Below are 18,160 nucleotides of genomic sequence, written 5' to 3' on the forward strand. Positions count from 1 at the left end.
AGGCAGATTTCATGGAAGCAACGATAAACGCACCAATTTACGCCGCTCTCCTCGGGGGTGCGATGCTCGTCCTCCAGAACGCGCTGATGCTGAATGTCGGATTGTATCGTACCGGTCTCAAGAAAGGGGTCGGTGTCGATGGGGATGTCAAACTGGAACGCCTCGTCCGGCGGCATGGCAATCTGGCAGAGAATGCGGCGATTTTCGTTTTGGCTCTCGCTCTTTACGAGCTGCTCTTTGGGCAGACCGGCCTCGTATTCTGGACGGCAATTGTCTTTGCGATTGCGCGTTCCCTGCATGTTCTGGGTTTTTCCAGTTTGGCCGGATCTCACCTGATTGGAGCCGAGGGCGGCGGCAAGCTTTTCCTGCTGATGCGCGCCAGCGGGGCAACGCTGTCAGCAGCGACGTCGGTCGTTCTCGGCCTGTCCCTTGTTTACGCCGTCGTCTCGGCAAGCTGACTCTGAAATTATCCGGAGGAACTCATGCGAGCGATGGTCATCAACCGCTTCGGTGGCGCGGATGTCTTTGAAGCAGCGACCGTACCCAAACCGACAGCCGGTGCCGGTGAAGTCGTCATCAAGGTCGAAGCCAGCAGCGTCAACCCTGTCGATTACAAGATCCGGGCCGGGCGCATTCCTTTCCTGGTTCCCTCGTACCCGGCGATCCTGCATGCCGACGCTGCCGGCACGATAGACGAGGTCGGCTCGGGTGTGTCCGGGTTCGAGGTGGGAGACCGGGTGATGTCGTTTGCCACTGGAATGGTCGGCAAGCCGGGGGCGCTGGCTGAATACATGGCGGCAGATGCCCGCATGATCGCAAAGATCCCACGAAGTCTGAGCTTCGAAGAAGCCGCTGCATTGCCTCTCGTCGGTGTCACCAGTTGGTACGACATTGTTGAAGCAGGCGGCGCTTCGCCTGACAAATCCATCCTGATCATGGGGGGAACCGGCGGCGTCGGACACATTGCGCTTCAGCTTGCCAAATGGAAAGGGGCGTTTGTGGCTGCCGCCTGCGGGACAGATGAAAAATGCGATCTGGCAACAAAGCTCGGCGCCGATGCTGTCATCAACTACCGGATGGCCGAAAGGGAAGACTACGAGAAGCTTGCGCCGGGAGGGCGTGGTTTCGATGTTGTCTTCAATACGCCAGGTCGTCCTTCGGTCAACGAGGCTGTTGCCGCTGCCGCGTTTGAGGGCATGATCATCGACATTCTCGGCGAGTTTCCAACCGAGCCCGGATTTCAGATGAAGTGGCTTTCCTTCAAAAGCACATTCGCGGGTCATGAAATTCTGTTTGGGACCAACCCGGCACGCATTGGCGAGATTTTGAGTGAGCTGGCGAAACTGGCCGGCACAGGCTCGTTGACGCCTATATTGGACCCAAACCGCTTTCCCTTCAGCGAAGTCGGTGCTGCCCATCATTTCGCTGAACACGGCAACCCGGTCGGCAAGGTCGTTCTTTTTCAGGACTTGTCTGGCTGAGGAACCGGGCCCAAGTGTCAGGATGTCAGCGGATCCAGCAAAACCGATGCATCAGATAAGTCTCCAAGCTGCCGCACCGACTGGAGAAACCGGTCGCGGTCAGCCTCACCGATCAGGGCCTTGGCACAGTCTTCGAACTTCTCACCGAGTTCATCCCACGTCAGTGGGTTTTTCGGGCCGCCCCGGTAATGCTCTTCGGACCTTTGTTGGAAGTGCTTTCCCTCTGTGGTGGTCAACTCCACCTCAAAAACAACCTTGTCCTTGCCAAGTGCCGCGATGTCCGGGTCGATTTCTGCTCTGACCTTGCGCTGCAGTGCCTGACACTCTTCCGATTGAACGAAGGTATCGGAAAACTCGTCCAGCCCCGCCTTGCGGCGCAAGACCATCGCGGCCATCTGGAAAGCTACGCAGAATTTCGCTTCGAGTGCGTTGGTCGCGTGGAGGATGCGCAGCGGACCAGGCGCGATCACGTTGGGTCCCGTCTTGACCTGAATGCTCTCGACCATGGCGGCATCGATATCATTGTCGATGACCAGCTTTTTCATCGCGTCCATTCCCGGGTGCCCGACAACGCCGGACGGATAGGGTTTGATCGACGTTCCAGGTGTCAAAATGGCGAAAGGCGCACCGAAGCGGCCGGAAAGGCGTTCGGCCAGAAAACCGCCGCCAAATGCCTCGAAAAAGCCTCTGCCGCCTTCCAGCGAGTAGGTCGGTCCATCAAAGCCGAGACTGGCAAGGCGCGCGGCGGTGATACCGCTTTCTGCAGCGCGCCCCATATTGAGCGGTTTGGACATGGTTCCGTGATTGACACCGAGCCCGGCTGACATCGTTGCGGCGATTGCAAGCGCATTGAGCGTTTGCGCCTCTGAAAGGCGCATCAGTTTTGCCGCTGCAACAGTGGAGCCGAAGATGCCGATCGTCCCGCTCGTGTGAAACCCCCGCCCGCCCGCAAAATGTTCCGGGTTTATGGCTTCGGCGATTTTCACTTCAACTTCGAAACCGAGAATGAAAGCTGTCAGGAACTCCTGCCCCGTCGGCTTGAGGTCGTCAGAAAGCGCGTAGCAGGCGCAGAGCGGCGGCATGGTCGGATGGATCAGGACCGAACGGTCCTTTTTAAGTGAAAGTGCCGTGTCGTCCCAGTCCAGTGCGTGCCCCGCGACGCCATTTGCAAGGGCCGCAAGCTGCGGCGGTGCCTTGAGCGAGCCTTTTCCAACTGTGCGCGCTTCCGGTGCACCCTGTACCTGGACCACATAGGCCCGGGCGATTTCAGCGCAGGGTTCGCTGGACCCTGCGATCATGACCGCCGTGCCGTCGACGACGCAGCGCTTTGCGATCTCGACAGCCTCTGCCGGAAGGTTCTCGAAGTCCGTTGCGGTGACAAAGCCCGCGATCTGCCGGGTAACACCGGTTGCGGTCTGAACGTTCATGTCTGCCTCCCGAAGAGCGCGGATACTAATTGGGGACTCATCAACCCGGATCCCTGACCTGGCAGGCGCTGGCGAGATCGCTGATCTTGAAGTCCTGCTCAAGGCAGGTCGAAATCAGTCTCTGCCCCTGATCGGCCTGCAATGGCGCCAGGATGTCGGCCGCTTTGGCGGCCACATCGCTTGGGGACATGGGATCGTCCGGTGTGCCGCGAACGACCTTTGTGTGATGACGCCTGGTCTCCCCGCCGGTCAGTCGAACCGTGACAATGGATTGGCGTTCCGGGCGCGCGTGGGTCAGATCGTCGTCTGCGACCAGAGAGATTTTTCGCCGCAATGCGAGCACGGCCTCGTCGCCCATGCGCGCCTCATCGTGAGAGCTCCGGAACGACACCCGGCCGTCAAGCAGCGCAAGCGCCACGAGATGCTGGCAGCAGATTGCAGGCATGTGCCGATCGTCGACCACATGGATGCGGTTGGACGGCAGGCGCACTTCGATTGCGTCAATCGTCGCCGGATCGACGGGCGCCCCGGCGAACAGAACTTCAATTGCATCCAGAACCGACTGGACGGGAGAGCCCACCGACCATTTCTTGATGCTGGCGCTAAGGATTTCAAAGCGGTCGCCGAGTTCATCGGCAAGGGCATCGGCGTCCGGGTTTTCAGCATAGGCTGCAAGATAACTGTTTGTCCCTGTCAGCGGCCGGTCCGGTGCCGTCATGCCAGCCTTGGCAAGGAGCGCGGCAAAGACGCCGTTTCGCGCTGCCTTTGCACCGAAATCGAAGGATTTTTCGACGTGATCAGGATCGCGATTCCAATAGGAAAGACCCGAGGCCTGTTGCACCGTGAAAGACAGCAACGCTTCCGCCTGCCGCGGATCAAGCCCTATCAGCGTGCCTGCAGCGGCGGACGCGCCAAAGAGGGCGCCGAAGGAGTGGGTTGAAAACACGGTGGTCTTTGGACTTGTAAAGCCCAGGGCAAGCGTTGCCCGCGCGCCGATATCGTATCCGAGCGCAATGGCTTTCAGGATGGCTCCAGCGCTGCTGCCCTCGCGTTCTGCGACTGCAAGTGCTGCCGGAACGATGGCGCAGCCGGGGTGGAAACGCCCCGCGATATGGCTGTCGTCGGTTTCATCGGCGTGTGCTGCCATGGCGTTGGCAAAGGCAGCGTATTCGAGGCTGGCAGTGCGGTTTGATCCGAGGAGCGTTGCCTCTCCTGGGGACCCGGCCGCTTCCGCGAAGCGGTAGCCGAATTCGCCTGCCGGAAGAAACCGGCCGGACAGAACGGCAGCGAGCGTGTCCAGCAGATGGCAGCGGGCGCGGGTCAGCACATCTGCCGGAACATCGGCTTCGGCGGCACCGGCAATGTAGGAGGCGATCTTCTTTTCGATCGGACCGTTGTCTATGGCAAGCATCCGGGTTTTCTCCTATTGCAGCGGCCAGGGCAGGCTGATCCAGGTCTGCAGAAGCCCAGTCGGATAGCGCAGCGTCAGTTGGTCGGACAGGATGCCGAGGAACAGGATGAAGCCGGCGGCACCGAGCGCGGACTTCCACCACACGACCTGTGCCCGTATGAGCAGGAACAGGAAGATGAAGATGGCGATCCCGAGAACGAAGCCGACGAGCGCTGCGATCGCGAGCATTCCCGCCAGCAACAGCAGAAAGAATTCCGCAGATGGCCGGTTGTCGTCCGTGCCGCGTTCGGCATCGAAGAACAGCGGCGACGGGTTTTTCTTGAGCAGCATGGAAATCGCCAGCGGTACGATGAAAACCAGCGTGCTGATTGAGGCGACCATCGGGAAGAGCCCGGTCAGCTGGTTGAATCCGAGGCCGTCCTGCAGGATGAAGAACGCGGCGCCGGCAAGCAGCGCGAGAAAGATCCATTGCGGACCGGTGCGCTCGTTGGTGAACGGCCCGTCTTTGGTGAGCGGCCCTGCCGGCGCCTGCTTGAAGAAGACGGCTGCAGTGACGGAAAGCAGCGTCAGCACTAAAAGTGCGATGACAATGGGGCGCTCCAGGAACGAGATGCCGTATAGCGCGACGGTCTGATAGACGGACGTTTCCACGCGAACCGACAGAACGAAGCCGATTAGCAGCGCGGGACGCGACCAGCCGAAGCGCTTCATGTAGACGCCGAGCGCGCTCAGGATGAACAGGGCGACGAGATCGCCCCAGCTCCGTGTGGCCTGGAAAGCGGCAAAGAAAATGATGCCGAACATGAAGGGCGCGAGAAGGGCGTAGCGGATCGTGGTCAGCTTCGCGATCTGCGGCGACAGCATGAAGCAGATACCGGCGCCGACGATGTTTGCGGCAGCGATCGACCAGATGATCAGGTAGACCAGGTCCATCTGGTCTGTGATCAGTTCCGTACCCGGTTCAACACCGATCAGAACCAGCCCGCCGAGCAGAATGGCCATCGAGCCGGACCCCGGGATACCGAGCAGAATTGTCGGAACGAGCGCGCCGCCTTCCTTGGCGTTGTTCGCCGATTCAGGAGCGATCACACCCCGCACATCGCCCTTGCCGTAGTTTTCGCGATTTTTTGTCGTCTGCAGCGCATGGCCATAGGCGATCCAGTCGACCACGCTGCCGCCGAGACCGGGCAGAGCACCGATAATGCAGCCGATAACGGCGCAGCGCAGCGACAGCCACCAGTTGCTGAGCCAGTCCCGGAAGCCCAGGAACCAGCCCGAGCCGAGTTTACCCGTTTCCGAAATCGTCGACTGGCGGCGCAGAAGGTCGATGATCTCAGGCGTCGCGAACATGGCAAGGCCGACAATTACCAGGGGCAGCGGATCCAACAGATAGTCGGTACTGAGCGTTGCGCGCTGTACGCCAGAAAGGGGAGCCGCTCCGAGAGCGCCCAGCATGAGGCCCATGCAGCAGGCGGCAAGGCCTTTCCAGATGTTCGAACCTGTCAGGATGCCGACCATGGACAGGGCCAGCACGACCAGCATGAACTGCTCCCCGAAGCCGATTTTCAGAATAATCGGTTTGGCGAAGAACACGGCGAAAGACAGGATGAAAGCGCCGAAAATGCCGCCGAACATGGACGAGATGAATGCCGCCGACAGGGCGCGGGTGCCTTCGCCGCGCTTTGACATCGGAAACCCGTCCAAGACCGTTGCCTGGGAGCCCGACGTCCCGGGTATTCCCATGAGGACGGACGGAAAGGTATCGGAAGTCGTCGTCACGGCCGTCAGGCCGATCATCATGGCAAGTGCGGTGTTCGGCTCCATGCCGAAGACAAACGGCAACAGCAGTGCCAGGCCTGCGGTCCCGCCAAGGCCCGGCAATACACCGACAACCAGGCCGATCACGACACCGGCGACCAGCGCGAGAAACGTTTCGGGCGATGTCAATTGCGCAAGGGCTGATACGGCGGCATCTAACATTTGGGCACCACAAGTTTGTCCGCTGTCGCAGACGAAAGCATGTTTTTTTCTGGAACGAGTTTAGTCGCCAACACACTTGAAAAAAGACCGGCGCCGAGGGAGCGCCGGCAAGTGGGCTTGCTGCTTAGTTGAGCTTGGCGTCGTAGTTAGTCTGCAGGAATTCGTTGGCCCAGTCGCGGACCGCTGGATCCATGGCCGTGCCGAGCTCAATCGCACGCTGCGTGGCTTCGCCGTAGTTGACCGGCATCGAGCCGATTTCGCGCGGCAGTTTTTCAGCCACTTCCGGATCTGCGACGACGGCCTTCAGTGCATCGATATAGACCTGCTGGATGTTCTCCGGCGTGCCTTTGGGAAGCATGACCGCCTTGGAGATCATCACTTTGGCGTTCATCAGGTTCTGCTGCAATTCATATCCGAGACCACCCGGAGCGGTGCCCGTGGCCGCTTCGAAGAATTCCGGGAAAGTCGGCACATCCGGCAGGTCCGGATCGCGCAGGAGTTTCCCGCTTTCGTCGATCACACCGTAGGTCCAGACCGGCACCACCTTCGCATCGTCACCGAAGTCCTTCAGGTAGGACCGTGTGTTGTCGGTGTTCATGTTCATCTCACCGCGCTGGAAGGCGGCTTCGGCGTCCTTTGAACTCAGCCCGAAAATCACACGGGCATCGATGCCCAGAAGGTTCATGGCAACAAGATCCAGCATTTCAGCGGAGATCGGCGTTTCCAGGCCGAACCGGATGCTGGCCTTCTGCATGCCTTCGTAGTCGGTTTTCGCGTCCGCTCCGTCACCTTTGGCACCAATCTGATCCGCGATGCCGAACATGGTCGCGCCGCGTGCAAAACCGGCGACGGCTTCCCAGTCGTTCGGATTGTATTTTGCGACGGACGCGCCAAGCAGAACCGGCAGAAATGTCGATGTCGAGGCCATAATCAGCGTGGTGCCGTCGGCAGGTGCATTGGCCTGGAAGTCATTGGCAGCGGTAACAGAGCCGCCGCCCGGCTTGTTCAGAACAAGGACGTCGGGATTGCCTGGCAGGTGCTCGCTGAGTTTGGACTGCAGGAGCCGGGTCAGGCGGTCGGTGCCGCCACCTTCCTTGAAGCCGACAACCCAGGTGACGGTCTTGCCTTCAAGGCTGAAGTCGTCTGCGGAAGCGATAGCCGGAGACAGCATTGTTGCTGCCATCAGCCCCAAGACCGCGCGTTTGGTAAGTTTCATCATCTTGCTTTTCCTCCTAAGCGACCGCCCGGCATCCGTGGTTTTGTGCTGCCTTGGCGGAATTCCTCCATGGCTCAGGCTGACATCAATCGATAGCTGATACAAACTCAAAGAAATCATTGATTAATGAGATTTTTTGCATAATCATTTTCCGGATCAATTTCGAAAGAAACCATAAGCCATGCGCGTCAAGCTCGATGATCTTCAAGCCTTTATCAGCGTTGCGGAATTCGGCAGTTTCGCACGGGCTGCCGAGGAACTGAACATCACGCAATCTGCACTTTCCAGGCGGATCAAGAAACTGGAAGAAGACCTGGGCACCCGGCTCCTCGACAGGACCACGCGGCGTGTTTCGGTTTCCCTGGTGGGGGAGGAGTTCCTGCCCGAGGCAGTTCGAATTGTTGATGAATTCAACCAGTCGCTGACCGATATCCGGGATCTTGTTCAGATCCGGACCGGAACCGTCGCAATTTCCACCAACATGACACTTGCCGACACATTGCTTCCTGAAATTATCGCTGAATTTAAATCGGAAAATCCCCGCGTCCGTGTCCGGTTGACGGAAAGTTCGAGCCCGGCGGCTCTTGACCGTGTTCTGCAACGAAAATCTGAAATGGCACTCGCACAATTTGGCGAAGGACACCCTGAACTGGCGTTTGAACCCCTGTTTGAGGACAAATTCGTCCTGATCTGTCACCGCGACCATCCCCTCGCCGCGCGGAGCGATCTGACCTGGAAAGACCTTGCAACGCATAATTTCATCCGAATGCGCGCCGGCAGCGGAACCACCAACCTTCTGGAACGTTCTCTGGGCGACAATATCCGCTACCTGTCAGGGGATTTGGAGGTTGGTCACTTCAACGCATTGCTGGCCTTTGTCGGGCAGAACCTGGGTGTGTCGGCGGTGCCCACGCTCGTGCGCCTGAAACGGACGGATCTGAACCTGGTTGCCCGGCCGATAGGCGATCCGGATGTCAGCCGGAGCCTTGGTATCATCACCTATCGGGGGCGGTCCCTGTCCCCCGCTGGCGAAGCGCTTCGCCACACGTGCCGCCAGGTTCTGAAACGATCGGCCATGAGCGTGTTGCGCGAATTGCAGAGCGGGATCTGAGGGGACGCCTTGATGCTGCCTGCCTGGCTTGACCTCTGGAATATTGCGATCATTGTCGGAGCGGCCTTCCTGTCTGCTTTTGTAAGTGGGGTTGGCGGCTTTGGTGGTTCGTTCATCCTGGCAATCGTTTTGACCCCCCTGATTGGGCCAAAAGCAGTCGTGCCGTTGATTGCCGTATATGCGCTGTGCGCAAACATCGGCAGGCTTTACTTTTACCGCAGAACCATCAACTGGCGGTTCGTGGTTCAGTTCATTCTGGCCTCGATCCCGGGCCTGGCAATCGGCGCGGCCTTCCTGAAGCTTGTTCCGGAGGCGGTTTTGCTCGCTGTCTTCGGAGCGGTGCTTCTGTCCGCCATCCCGATCCGCCGCTACCTGAAACGGGTCGATTTCAGTCCGACCTGGCCGACCATCGCCGTCATTGGATTTGTTTTCGGAGCCGTGAGCGGTACCGCCGTCGGATCGGGCATGTTCGTGATCGCTGCGCTCAACACGTTCGGACTGCACGGCGTCGTCCTGATGGGGACGGATGCGGCAATCGGGATCACCAATGCGCTGATGCGGGTCGTGACCTTCTGGTCGATCGGGCTCCTGAACTATCAGATGATGCTGGCCGGTTTGTTGATGGGACTGGTATCGTTGCCGGCCTCCTGGCTTGCGAGCCTGCTGGTCACCCGGATGGGACAGAAGCGCCACAGCCAGCTCATTGAAATCATTATCGCCTTCGCCGGTGCCTGTTTTGTCGTGATGGCATTCCTGCCTGCGCAAGGCACCTAGCGGGCGATACTGAAGCGTGCCTCCAGACCCGGCTCTGCGCCTGTCAGTTTCAACCCGCCGCCATGCCTCTCGGCAACGCGTTCAACAATGGGAAGTCCTAGGCCGCTGCCTTCGCTGCTTTCTGACACTTGACCGAAACGTTGAAGCGCGGTGTGGATCTGCGCGTCGCTGAGGCCTATTCCATTGTCCTTGACGACAACCGTGATTTCCCCGGGCGACGGCTCCAGGTGGGTTTGGATCTCGGAAAGGCCCGGGCCGCCATGCTTCAGCGCGTTATCGATCAGGTTGGAAACCGCCTCGCGGATCATTGTCCGGTCGCCGGTGACTTCAATTTCTTCAGAAGAGGGTTCTAACAGTATCTCGACGCCGTGGAGGTCGGTGTTGCGGTATTCCTTCGTGACCCCGGTCAGCACATCGTTGATCGAAAATGTTTCTTTTGCGGAGGCAGGGCTGATCGATTTGGTGCGCTCATAGGTCAGAAGTTTCTGCGCGAGCTGACTGGTTTCCTTCGCAGCGCTGACAAGATCATCGGCGCGCTCGCGCATTGCGGTATCGTTTGGAGCTGAGCGAACAGATTCAGACAGCGCCAGCACCCCGGCAATCGGATTGCGCAGCTGGTGGGCGGCATTTGAAATGAACTCACCTTGTGTTGCCATCGCCTCCGAGACCTGGCCAAGCAACCTGTTGAGCGTTCGCACGATGCCCTCGACTTCAACCGGCACGGGCCGCTGGATGGGCTTGAGGACCTCGCCGGAACGCTGGTCGATCGCTTGCTGAAGGTCGTTCAACGGATGGAGGCCGATGCGAATGCCGAACCAGACGATCAGGGCCAGCGATGTGATGATCGAGGAAATCGTGACCAGCGAGCGCAGCATCAGGTCCTCAACGAAAGCTTCGCGGATGGTGACGTCCTGCCAGACCGTGGTCGTGAAGATGCCGTTGAAATCGTCGACCTGCATGCGCGACCGCATCCTGAAACCGCGCACGTCGCGCCCCAGATACTCCGCGTTGAAATAGATCGGACTGAGGTCACCGTCCTCAGAACTCGGTATTCCGACCGGCGGCGTTGCATAGCCGGTGACGCCCACACCGTCCGGTGCGTAGACATGATAGAAGACCGGTCCTCCCGAGGTGTCGGACAGAATGTTCCGCGTTTCGATCGCGAGCGCATCGCCGCCGGACAGGGCGACGTCGTTGGTCACGGCGAGAGCCGCCGACTGCAGGCTGCGGTCGAAGACCTCGCCAGCGGTAACACGTGCATTGTTCAGCTGCCACAGACCGGTTGCCCCCGCGACGAACAGCAGCGGAACCAGGATGATCAGTGTGAGGCGCAGGCGAAGAGAGTAGGTTCTCTTCATGGGGCCGCCTTGCCGAGGGAATACCCGATGCCGCGGTGAACCTGGATGTTCACGCCGTAGGGCGAAAGCCGCTTTCTCAGCCGGGATACATAGACTTCGATTACCTTTTCATCGGTCTCGCTGCCTGCGCCGTAGAGCTGGTCCAGCAGGCCGGCCTTGGAAACGGTCCGCCCGTTGGCCTGCGCCAAAGCTGCCAGCAGCGCGAGTTCGCGCCGCGGAAACTCCAGAGCATCTGACCCGTCCAGCAGTTGCAGCGCTCCGGCGTCCAGCTTGAGCGGGCCAATGTCGATCAGTTGCCGAGGCGCAACGCCCTTGCGCCTCCCGAGTGCCCGGATGCGCGCCGCAAGTTCTTCCATCTCGAAGGGTTTGACCAGGTAGTCGTCCGCGCCCGCGTCCAGTCCATTTACCCGGTCCTCGGTTTCAGAACGGGCCGTCAGAAGGATGACAGGCCGGGGATCTTCGCGTTCTCTCAGATCCGCCAGAAGATCAAGCCCGCTTTTTCCCGGCAGGTTGATGTCGAGAATGACAAGGTCACCGCTTTCCTGCTTCAGGAACACGTCGGCGTCGTCGCCATTATGGAGGATGTCAACAGAGTGCCCGGCATCGCGCAACTGATAGGCAATGCCTTTTGCCAGACTCACATTATCTTCAACCAGAGCTATCCGCATTTCTTATTCTTTTGTCGATGAAAGCTTGGTGCAAGCTTCGCAGGGAACACTCTTAGCATCAAGCCGCTTTTGAGCGTGCTTAGAGTGAGGCGGCCGGGAGGGTTGCCCACGCCAACGGGAGGAAATTATGGTTGTGAAAAAGCTTGCGCGCCAGCTGGCGCTGAGTGTGACGTTTGTTGCCGGTGCGATGGTATCGGGTCAGGCCCTTGCCGCCGAACTCGACCTTTCCGGCAAGACGGTCGAATGGGTCATTCCCTTCTCCGAAACAGGTGGTTCCGCCAAATGGGCGAACTTCTATGCGCCCTTGCTGAGCGAGGCGTTGCCGGGTCAGCCGACCGTGGTGGTCAAGTTCATGCCGGGTGCCGGCTCCACCAAGGGCGCCAACTGGTTCCAGCAGCAGCAATATGACAAGAGTGAAGGCACGCTGATCTTCGGCTCTTCCGGATCGACGCAGTTCCCCTATCTGCTCGGTGATCCGCGCGTTCGCTACGAATACAAGGACTGGAACGTCGTTCTGGCTTCGGGCACGGGCGGGGTCGCCTATCTGCCGCCGGATCTTGCCGAAAAGATGAACGGCAACGACGCCAGCGCGTTGAAAGAGACCGACTTCATCTACGGCTCCCAGGGCGCAACCCGTCTTGACCTGGTGCCGCTCCTTGCCTGGGAAATGCTCGGCCTGAACGTTGAGCCGGTCTTCGGCATCAAGGGTCGTGGCGACGGTCGCCTGATGTTCGAGCGTGGCGAAGCCAATATCGACTATCAGACATCCTCATCCTACCTGAAAGGCGTTACGCCCTTGGTGGAAGCAGGGACCGCCGTTCCGATGATGAGCTGGGGTGCACTTGATGCGGACGGCAACATCGTTCGCGATCCGACATTCCCGGACATGCCGACATTCAAGGAAGTCTGCGAGGCGACTGAAGGCTGCCAGACGTCAGGCGAGCAGTGGGAAGCCTGGAAAGCCTTCTTCATCGCCGGTTTCCCGGCACAGAAGATGGTGTTCCTGCCGAACGGCGCAACCCAGGATGCCATCGACACCTACTCCGCTGCCTTTGAAGCTGTGAAGGCACGCCCGGACTTTGCGGAAATCTCCGCAGGCCGTCTCGGAAAATATCCGCAGATGACCGGGGCGGAAGCCGACGCTGCGCTGAAAAGCGCCACCGAAGTGCCTGCAGCTGCGAAGGAGTTCGTGGTCAGCTGGCTCAAGGAGCGTTACGGCGTTTCGCTGAAGTAACGGTATCCCGCCCGCCCGGACAACCGGGCGGGCACACCTTTCTCAAAATTTAAATCCGGGGCGATCCAGTGGACATTCTTGGCACCGCTTTACCTGCGCTCGCCGATGCGTCGGCGATGATCTTTCAGCCTGCCGTCATCGGTTACCTGATCCTTGGCGTCGTCATGGGCCTTTGCATTGGCGTTTTTCCGGGACTTGGCGGCATCGCCGGGCTCTCGCTGCTCCTGCCGTTCATGTTCGGCATGGATCCGGTGCTCGGGCTCGCGCTGATGATCGGCATGGTCGCTGTCGTGCCGACCTCCGATACGTTCGCTTCGGTTCTCATGGGCATCCCCGGATCGTCAGCCTCGCAGGCGACCGTCCTCGACGGCTTTCCGCTGGCAAAGAAAGGCGAAGCCGCCCGCGCCCTGTCCGCCGCATTCTCCTCATCGCTGTTCGGCGGTCTGGTCGGTGCCGCTTTCCTCACGCTGTTCATTCTCGTGGCCCGTCCGATTGTTCTGGAGTTCCGCACGCCGGAACTGCTGATGATCACGTTGTTCGGCCTCTCCATGGTCGGCATTCTGGCCGGACAGGTCGCGATCAAGGGTATCGTTGCCGCCGGTCTCGGCCTGATGGTCGGCACCATTGGCGAGGGCGACAGCGCCGGCGCGCTGCGCATGGCAACCTATGACATGCCCTATCTCACCGACGGGCTGAAGCTGGTCATCGTCGGCCTCGGGATTTTCGCGATTCCTGAAATTGTTGCGCTGCTGCGCCAGGACCGGGCAATCTCCGAGCGCTCCATGCTCGGGGGCGGATGGCTGCATGGTGTGCGCGACTGGTTTTCCAACATCTGGCTCAGCATCCGCTGTTCACTGATCGGCGTCACCGTCGGTGTTATCCCGGGCCTCGGCGGCTCTGTCGTCGACTGGATCGCCTATGGCCATTCGGTGCAGACCTCAAAAGACAAATCCAAGTTCGGCAGCGGCGATATCCGCGGCGTGATCGGGCCGGAAAGCTCCAACAACGCCAAGGAAGGCGGCGGTCTTGTGCCGACGCTGCTCTTCGGCATTCCGGGGTCCGGCTCCATGGCCGTCTTCATCGGTGCGGTCGCCTTGCTTGGCTCGGGCCAGATCGAAGTCGGTCCGTCGATGCTGAAGAACAATCTCGACGTCACCTATGCCATCGTCTGGCTATTGGCGCTTGCCAATGTCGTCGGCACGATAATCTGCATTCTTGGCTCGAGCGGCATCGCGCGCCTGACGACGATTCCATTCGCTCTGCTCGCTCCGTTCCTGTTCATGATCATCTCGTTCGCCGCCTTCCAGTCCGGCCAGAACCTGATGGATCTGGTGGCCCTGTTCGCAATCGGTCTGCTCGGCATTCTGATGCGCCGGTTCGACTGGTCGCGGCCCGCTTTCCTGATCGGCTTTGTTCTGTCCAATCCGGCAGAAACCTACACCAACCAAGCCGTCCAGATTGCAAGCTCGCGGTTCCGCAAAGGCTTTGCGGAAGGCATGGAGTACATCTTCTCGCCGATCGTCATCGTGCTGATCATCATCACGATTGTTTCGGTCGTCGTCGGTCTCCGCCAGTCCAAGAACATCCGCGCCGAAGGGGAGGTTCCGACCGGCACCAAACGCGCACCGCTGATTTTCCTGATCGCGATCCTGGGCTACCTGACCTTCGCCTTTGTCAATGCGTCGCTCATTCCGGACTATGCCTATGCCGACCGGGTGTTCCCGCAATTTGTCGGACTGGTGTCGATCATCGGCTGCCTGTTCCTTCTGTTCCGGATGCGCACCAGCTCTGAGACCAGCCCGCTCTTCTGCGACAGCGAAGCAGGCAATTCGGAGGGCAATCAGCATGGGCTCTGGGCAACGCTTGCCTGGTTTGCAGGCCTGCTGATCCTGACGTCGCTGATCGGCTTTATCCTGGCGCTCGCAGCCTTCCTGGTCGCCTTCATTCACTATCGCGCGCGGCGCAATCTGCCCTACGCGCTCTTGTACGGGGCCTGCGGCATCGCCTTCATGTGCGCCATGGCGTGGTTGCTCAACAGGGACTTCCCGCCCGGTCTGCTGCAATCTTATGTCGAACTGCCCTGGCCGCTGACATGAGGCACGGCCGATGACGCTCTCGCTGCTCTGTCTTGCCGGGGACGGCATCGGCCCCGAGATCATGGCAGCCACGAAAGAAGTGGTTGAGGCTGCCTGCGCAAAAAGCGGCGACAGCGTCATACTGACGGACAAGGACATCGGGTTTGCGGCCCTGAACGCCGGGTACTCGACGATACCGGAGAGTGTGATCGAAGCCGCCCATGCCGTGGACGGCGTCATCCTCGGTCCGGTGTCCCACAACGCGTATCCGCCGAAAGAAGAGGGGGGGCTCAACCCTTCCGGCGTACTGCGCAAGGAGCTTGATCTTTACGCCAATATCCGGCCCGCAAAGAGCTTTGACGGGCTACCGACACCAACCGGTGCACCGGTCGATCTGGTGATTTTCCGCGAGAACCTGGAAGGGTTCTACGCCGACAGGAACCTTTATGCCGGAACGGGAGAGTTCATGCCGGTTCCGGGCGTGGCTATGTCCATGCGGCTGATTACCGAACGCGGCAGTGAGCGTATCGCACGTGCCGCCTTTGACTTCGCAGGAGGCAACGGCCGGAAGAAAGTGACCGCGGTTCACAAGGCCAATGTGATGCGCACCAGTGACGGCCTGTTTCTGGAAGTCGTCCGCCGCATCGCGGCAGAGCACCCTGACATCCAGTACGATGAAGTTCTTGTCGATGCCGCCGCGGCGCTTCTTGTTCGCGATCCGGATCGGTTCGATGTGATCGTCACGACCAACATGTTCGGCGACATCCTCTCTGATCTGTCCACGGAACTTGCAGGCGGGCTGGGGCTTGCCGCGTCGCTCAACCTCGGGTCGGAAAACGTGGCTGCCCAGGCCCAGCATGGATCCGCACCTGACATTGCCGGTCAGGACCGGGCGAACCCGACCTCGCTGGTCGGTTCGGCCGCCATGCTCCTCGGCCACCTGGGACTGGGCCGTGCCGAAACCCTCATTGAACAGGCATTGAAAACGGCAATTGCCAATCCTTTGACGCGAACAGCCGATCTGGGCGGGCCGCTTGGAACCAGGGCTTTCGCCTCTGTTCTGGTCGATTTCATCCAAAAGGCAGACGCATGATACAGACCTCCATACCTTTCCTTTTCATGCGCGGTGGATCTTCGCGCGGACCCTACATGAGGCGCAGTGACCTTCCAGAGGATCTTGAGGCCTTGTCCAAAGTCCTCGTGTCGATCATCGGTGCGGGCCATCCTTACAACATTGACGGGATAGGCGGTGGCACTGCCGTGGCAACCAAGGTTGCCATGCTGTCAAAATCCGACGACGACTGGGCGGACGTGGACTATTTCTTCGCGCAGGTCAGCGTGGAAGAGAAGCTCGTCGATTACAAACCGTCCTGTGGCAACATCCTCGTCGGCGTTGGCCCGGCAGCGATCGAAATGGGGCTGGTCGAACCTGTCGGAAACGTCACCGAAGTCAGGGTCAGGGCCGTCAACACCGGGACACTCGTGTCCGAGATCGTTGAAACGCCAGGCGGCAAGGTCCGGTATGACGGCGAGGCCGCGATTGACGGCGTGCCGGGTACCGCAGCACCCATTCAACTGCAGTTCATGGAAGTGGAAGGCAGTATTACGAGCGGGATTTTCCCGACCGGAAAATCGAAAGAGGACATCGACGGTTTCGAGGTCTCCTGCATGGACGTCGCCATGCCCATGGTGATCGGCCGCGCAGCCGATTTCGGGGTGACCGGCTACGAAAGCGCTGCGGATCTCGACGCCAACAAGGCGCTTTTTGAAAAAATGGAAGCGGTCAGGTTGATCGCGGGCGAACGCATGGGTCTTGGTGATGTCACCAAGTCTGTCACGCCCAAATTCGGGCTGCTCGCAAGCGCACGCGACGGCGGTTCCGCCTGCATTCGCTACTTCATGCCCTGGAACTGCCACCCAACGCTCGCCGTGACCGGATCGCAATGCCTCGCCTCCTGTCTTCTTGCACCTGGAACCGTGGGCGAAGGTTTCCTTGCAAAACCGCATGCCTCTCCTGCAAGGCTGCAGTTGGAACATCCGATGGGCAAGATGGAAGTCGTGATAGACTACGAACTCCCAAATGGTGGTTTCCATGTGAAATCAGCCGGTCTTTTGCGCACCGCGCGGAAACTGGCTGCCGGTGAGGTCTTTGTGCCCGGCGAGATCTGGCACCGGAATTGAAGTCGGAGGTGAGGATGCACTACGAGGACAATATTGACGCTGCCGTTCTGGCGCTGGAAACGGCGCGACAGCTGATTGCGGACGAAATCAGGGCCTATCCGACCCCGGTGTCGGGCTGCGACGCCCAATACAATCACCTTCTGTCCAAAAGGGCCCAGATCACCAAGGCGCTGACTATGCTGCAAAACGACGTCTTTGTGCCGACGCCCCGGACCCTTGTTGAAGGCAGCGGTGTGGAGAGCAGATGAAGGTTCATATTCTTGATGACTGGTTCGACACGCTGCGCAGCCTTCCTTGCTACGCCAAGCTGAAAGACCATGACGTAACGGTCTGGAGAGATCACGTCGAGGACGCGGGCGAATTGGCAAGGCGGCTCGAAGAGGCGGAAGCCGTGGTTCTTTTCCGCGAAAGAACAAAGATCACCGCGGACTTGCTGGATCGGCTTCCCAACCTGAAACTGATCTCCCAACGCAGCGTCTACCCGCATATCGATGTCGACGCCTGCACAAGAAACGGTGTTCTCCTGTGCTCAAACATGCATGCGGGCACGCCGTCCTACGCAGCGGCTGAGCTGACGCTCGCACTCATTCTGGCGAGCTACCGGCAGATCCCTGAACAGGTCGCATCCATCCGCAGTGGCAATTGGCAGATGGGCGTCGGCCGCAGCTTGCGCGGCAGGACGCTCGGACTGTATGGCTACGGCCGCATCGCCAAGGCCGTTGCAGGTTACGCCGAGGCGATCGGAATGCAGATCCAGTGGTGGTCGTCGGACGCAGGCCGGGAGCGCGCAAAGGCGGACGGCGTCCACGTCGCGGAATGCCGAGAAGCGTTTTTCGGAACCTCTGACATCGTTAGTCTGCACGTGCGCCTGAAACCGGACACCAGGGGCATCATCACCGCCGAAGACCTGGCGGCGATGCAACCGCGCGCGCTGCTGGTCAATACATCGCGCTCTGGCCTGATCGCGCCGGGCGTTCTCGAAGCGGAGGTCGAACGGGGCAGGATCTTTGCCGCTGTTGATGTCTTCGACACCGAGCCATTGACGGACGTTGCAAATCCGCTGCTGGTTCACCCGAATGTCCTGCCGACACCTCATATCGGCTACGTCACCGAAGATGAATTCGACCTGCAGTTTTCGGATATCTTCGATCAGGTAAATGCCTATGCGCTGGGCGAGCCGATCCACATGATCAATGCAGAGGTCTGGAACCCGACCGGTAGTTAATCGGTCGGACGCTCAGCTG

General features: G+C 59.8%; 16 protein-coding genes. 10 read left to right on the top strand and 6 right to left on the bottom strand.

The genetic code is table 11. From position 1 onward, the window contains the following. Nucleotides 1–11 precede the first annotated feature (11 nt). Nucleotides 12–458 (top strand): MAPEG family protein, encoded by a 447-nt coding sequence (locus RBB47_RS23440; RefSeq protein WP_305988328.1) that lies wholly within the window; start codon nt 12–14, stop codon nt 456–458. A gap of 24 nt (nt 459–482) precedes the next feature. Next, a complete protein-coding gene (locus tag RBB47_RS23445; RefSeq protein WP_305988329.1) occupies nt 483–1,481 on the top strand; it encodes an alcohol dehydrogenase catalytic domain-containing protein in 999 nt (332 codons plus the stop codon). A gap of 17 nt (nt 1,482–1,498) precedes the next feature. Here the strand turns inward: RBB47_RS23445 and RBB47_RS23450 are convergent, their stop codons facing one another. From RBB47_RS23450 to RBB47_RS23465, 4 genes are all read right to left on the bottom strand, one after another. Next, nucleotides 1,499–2,908, bottom strand: a complete 1,410-nt coding sequence (locus RBB47_RS23450) for an MmgE/PrpD family protein (protein ID WP_305988330.1) — start codon at nt 2,906–2,908, stop codon at nt 1,499–1,501. Nucleotides 2,909–2,948: 40 nt separating this feature from the next. Next, nucleotides 2,949–4,319 (bottom strand): MmgE/PrpD family protein, encoded by a 1,371-nt coding sequence (locus tag RBB47_RS23455; RefSeq protein ID WP_305988331.1) that lies wholly within the window; start codon nt 4,317–4,319, stop codon nt 2,949–2,951. A gap of 12 nt (nt 4,320–4,331) precedes the next feature. Next, nucleotides 4,332–6,299, bottom strand: a complete 1,968-nt coding sequence (locus tag RBB47_RS23460) for a tripartite tricarboxylate transporter permease (RefSeq protein ID WP_305988332.1) — start codon at nt 6,297–6,299, stop codon at nt 4,332–4,334. A gap of 124 nt (nt 6,300–6,423) precedes the next feature. Next, nucleotides 6,424–7,518, bottom strand: a complete 1,095-nt coding sequence (locus tag RBB47_RS23465; protein ID WP_305988333.1) for a tripartite tricarboxylate transporter substrate binding protein — start codon at nt 7,516–7,518, stop codon at nt 6,424–6,426. 178 nt (nt 7,519–7,696) lie between these two features. Here RBB47_RS23465 and RBB47_RS23470 point away from each other — a divergent pair, with 178 nt between their 5' ends. Further along, nucleotides 7,697–8,626, top strand: coding sequence for a LysR family transcriptional regulator (locus tag RBB47_RS23470; protein ID WP_305988334.1), 930 nt, complete (start codon nt 7,697–7,699; stop codon nt 8,624–8,626). A gap of 12 nt (nt 8,627–8,638) precedes the next feature. Then, nucleotides 8,639–9,400, top strand: a complete 762-nt coding sequence (locus tag RBB47_RS23475) for a sulfite exporter TauE/SafE family protein (RefSeq protein WP_305988335.1) — start codon at nt 8,639–8,641, stop codon at nt 9,398–9,400. Here the strand turns inward: RBB47_RS23475 and RBB47_RS23480 are convergent. Then, nucleotides 9,397–10,758 carry a sensor histidine kinase gene (locus RBB47_RS23480; protein WP_305988336.1) on the bottom strand — a complete coding sequence of 454 codons (1,362 nt, stop codon included), beginning with the start codon at nt 10,756–10,758 and terminating at the stop codon, nt 9,397–9,399. The genes RBB47_RS23475 and RBB47_RS23480 overlap by 4 nt on opposite strands. Beyond that, nucleotides 10,755–11,426: a response regulator transcription factor gene (locus RBB47_RS23485; protein WP_305988337.1), complete on the bottom strand. Its 672-nt coding sequence runs from the start codon at nt 11,424–11,426 to the stop codon at nt 10,755–10,757. The genes RBB47_RS23480 and RBB47_RS23485 overlap by 4 nt, the downstream gene beginning before the upstream one ends. Nucleotides 11,427–11,553: 127 nt before the next feature. On the opposite strand from RBB47_RS23485, the gene RBB47_RS23490 reads away from it, so the two are divergent. The 6 genes from RBB47_RS23490 (at nt 11,554) to RBB47_RS23515 (ending at nt 18,141) form a co-directional block, all read left to right on the top strand. Continuing rightward, the gene (locus RBB47_RS23490; protein ID WP_305988338.1) at nt 11,554–12,660 is read left to right on the top strand and encodes a tricarboxylate transporter; all 1,107 of its coding nucleotides are present in this window, start codon (nt 11,554–11,556) and stop codon (nt 12,658–12,660) included. Nucleotides 12,661–12,728: 68 nt separating this feature from the next. Continuing rightward, a complete protein-coding gene (locus tag RBB47_RS23495) occupies nt 12,729–14,756 on the top strand; it encodes a tripartite tricarboxylate transporter permease (RefSeq protein WP_305988339.1) in 2,028 nt (675 codons plus the stop codon). Between the two features lie 10 nt (nt 14,757–14,766). Then, a complete protein-coding gene (locus RBB47_RS23500) occupies nt 14,767–15,828 on the top strand; it encodes an isocitrate/isopropylmalate dehydrogenase family protein (protein WP_305988340.1) in 1,062 nt (353 codons plus the stop codon). Next, on the top strand, nt 15,825–16,916 hold the full coding sequence (locus RBB47_RS23505; protein ID WP_305988341.1) for a 4-oxalomesaconate tautomerase: 1,092 nt from the start codon (nt 15,825–15,827) through the stop codon (nt 16,914–16,916). The genes RBB47_RS23500 and RBB47_RS23505 overlap by 4 nt, the downstream gene beginning before the upstream one ends. A gap of 14 nt (nt 16,917–16,930) precedes the next feature. Continuing rightward, nucleotides 16,931–17,164, top strand: coding sequence for a hypothetical protein (locus RBB47_RS23510; protein ID WP_305988342.1), 234 nt, complete (start codon nt 16,931–16,933; stop codon nt 17,162–17,164). Beyond that, complete coding sequence (locus RBB47_RS23515; RefSeq protein WP_305988343.1) at nt 17,161–18,141, top strand: D-2-hydroxyacid dehydrogenase family protein; 981 nt, start codon at nt 17,161–17,163, stop codon at nt 18,139–18,141. Before RBB47_RS23510 ends, RBB47_RS23515 begins: the two co-directional genes overlap by 4 nt. The last annotated feature ends 19 nt before the right edge of the window (nt 18,142–18,160 follow it).

Origin of the sequence: Roseibium sp. MMSF_3544 (genome assembly GCF_030732845.1) — a bacterium.
In the GTDB taxonomy this organism is placed as follows: Bacteria; Pseudomonadota; Alphaproteobacteria; order Rhizobiales; family Stappiaceae; genus Roseibium.

Bases quoted from the DNA above. Each gene is read 5' to 3' on its own strand.
- RBB47_RS23490 (WP_305988338.1), top strand. From the start codon at position 11,554: ATGGTTGTGAAAAAGCTTGCGCGCCAGCTGGCGCTGAGTGTGACGTTT.
- RBB47_RS23465 (WP_305988333.1), bottom strand. From the start codon at position 7,518: ATGATGAAACTTACCAAACGCGCGGTCTTGGGGCTGATGGCAGCAACA.
- RBB47_RS23450 (WP_305988330.1), bottom strand. From the start codon at position 2,908: ATGAACGTTCAGACCGCAACCGGTGTTACCCGGCAGATCGCGGGCTTT.
- RBB47_RS23485 (WP_305988337.1), bottom strand. From the start codon at position 11,426: ATGCGGATAGCTCTGGTTGAAGATAATGTGAGTCTGGCAAAAGGCATT.
- RBB47_RS23470 (WP_305988334.1), top strand. From the start codon at position 7,697: ATGCGCGTCAAGCTCGATGATCTTCAAGCCTTTATCAGCGTTGCGGAA.
- RBB47_RS23515 (WP_305988343.1), top strand. From the start codon at position 17,161: ATGAAGGTTCATATTCTTGATGACTGGTTCGACACGCTGCGCAGCCTT.
- RBB47_RS23500 (WP_305988340.1), top strand. From the start codon at position 14,767: ATGACGCTCTCGCTGCTCTGTCTTGCCGGGGACGGCATCGGCCCCGAG.
- RBB47_RS23510 (WP_305988342.1), top strand. From the start codon at position 16,931: ATGCACTACGAGGACAATATTGACGCTGCCGTTCTGGCGCTGGAAACG.
- RBB47_RS23475 (WP_305988335.1), top strand. From the start codon at position 8,639: ATGCTGCCTGCCTGGCTTGACCTCTGGAATATTGCGATCATTGTCGGA.
- RBB47_RS23480 (WP_305988336.1), bottom strand. From the start codon at position 10,758: ATGAAGAGAACCTACTCTCTTCGCCTGCGCCTCACACTGATCATCCTG.
- RBB47_RS23505 (WP_305988341.1), top strand. From the start codon at position 15,825: ATGATACAGACCTCCATACCTTTCCTTTTCATGCGCGGTGGATCTTCG.
- RBB47_RS23445 (WP_305988329.1), top strand. From the start codon at position 483: ATGCGAGCGATGGTCATCAACCGCTTCGGTGGCGCGGATGTCTTTGAA.
- RBB47_RS23440 (WP_305988328.1), top strand. From the start codon at position 12: ATGGAAGCAACGATAAACGCACCAATTTACGCCGCTCTCCTCGGGGGT.
- RBB47_RS23460 (WP_305988332.1), bottom strand. From the start codon at position 6,299: ATGTTAGATGCCGCCGTATCAGCCCTTGCGCAATTGACATCGCCCGAA.
- RBB47_RS23455 (WP_305988331.1), bottom strand. From the start codon at position 4,319: ATGCTTGCCATAGACAACGGTCCGATCGAAAAGAAGATCGCCTCCTAC.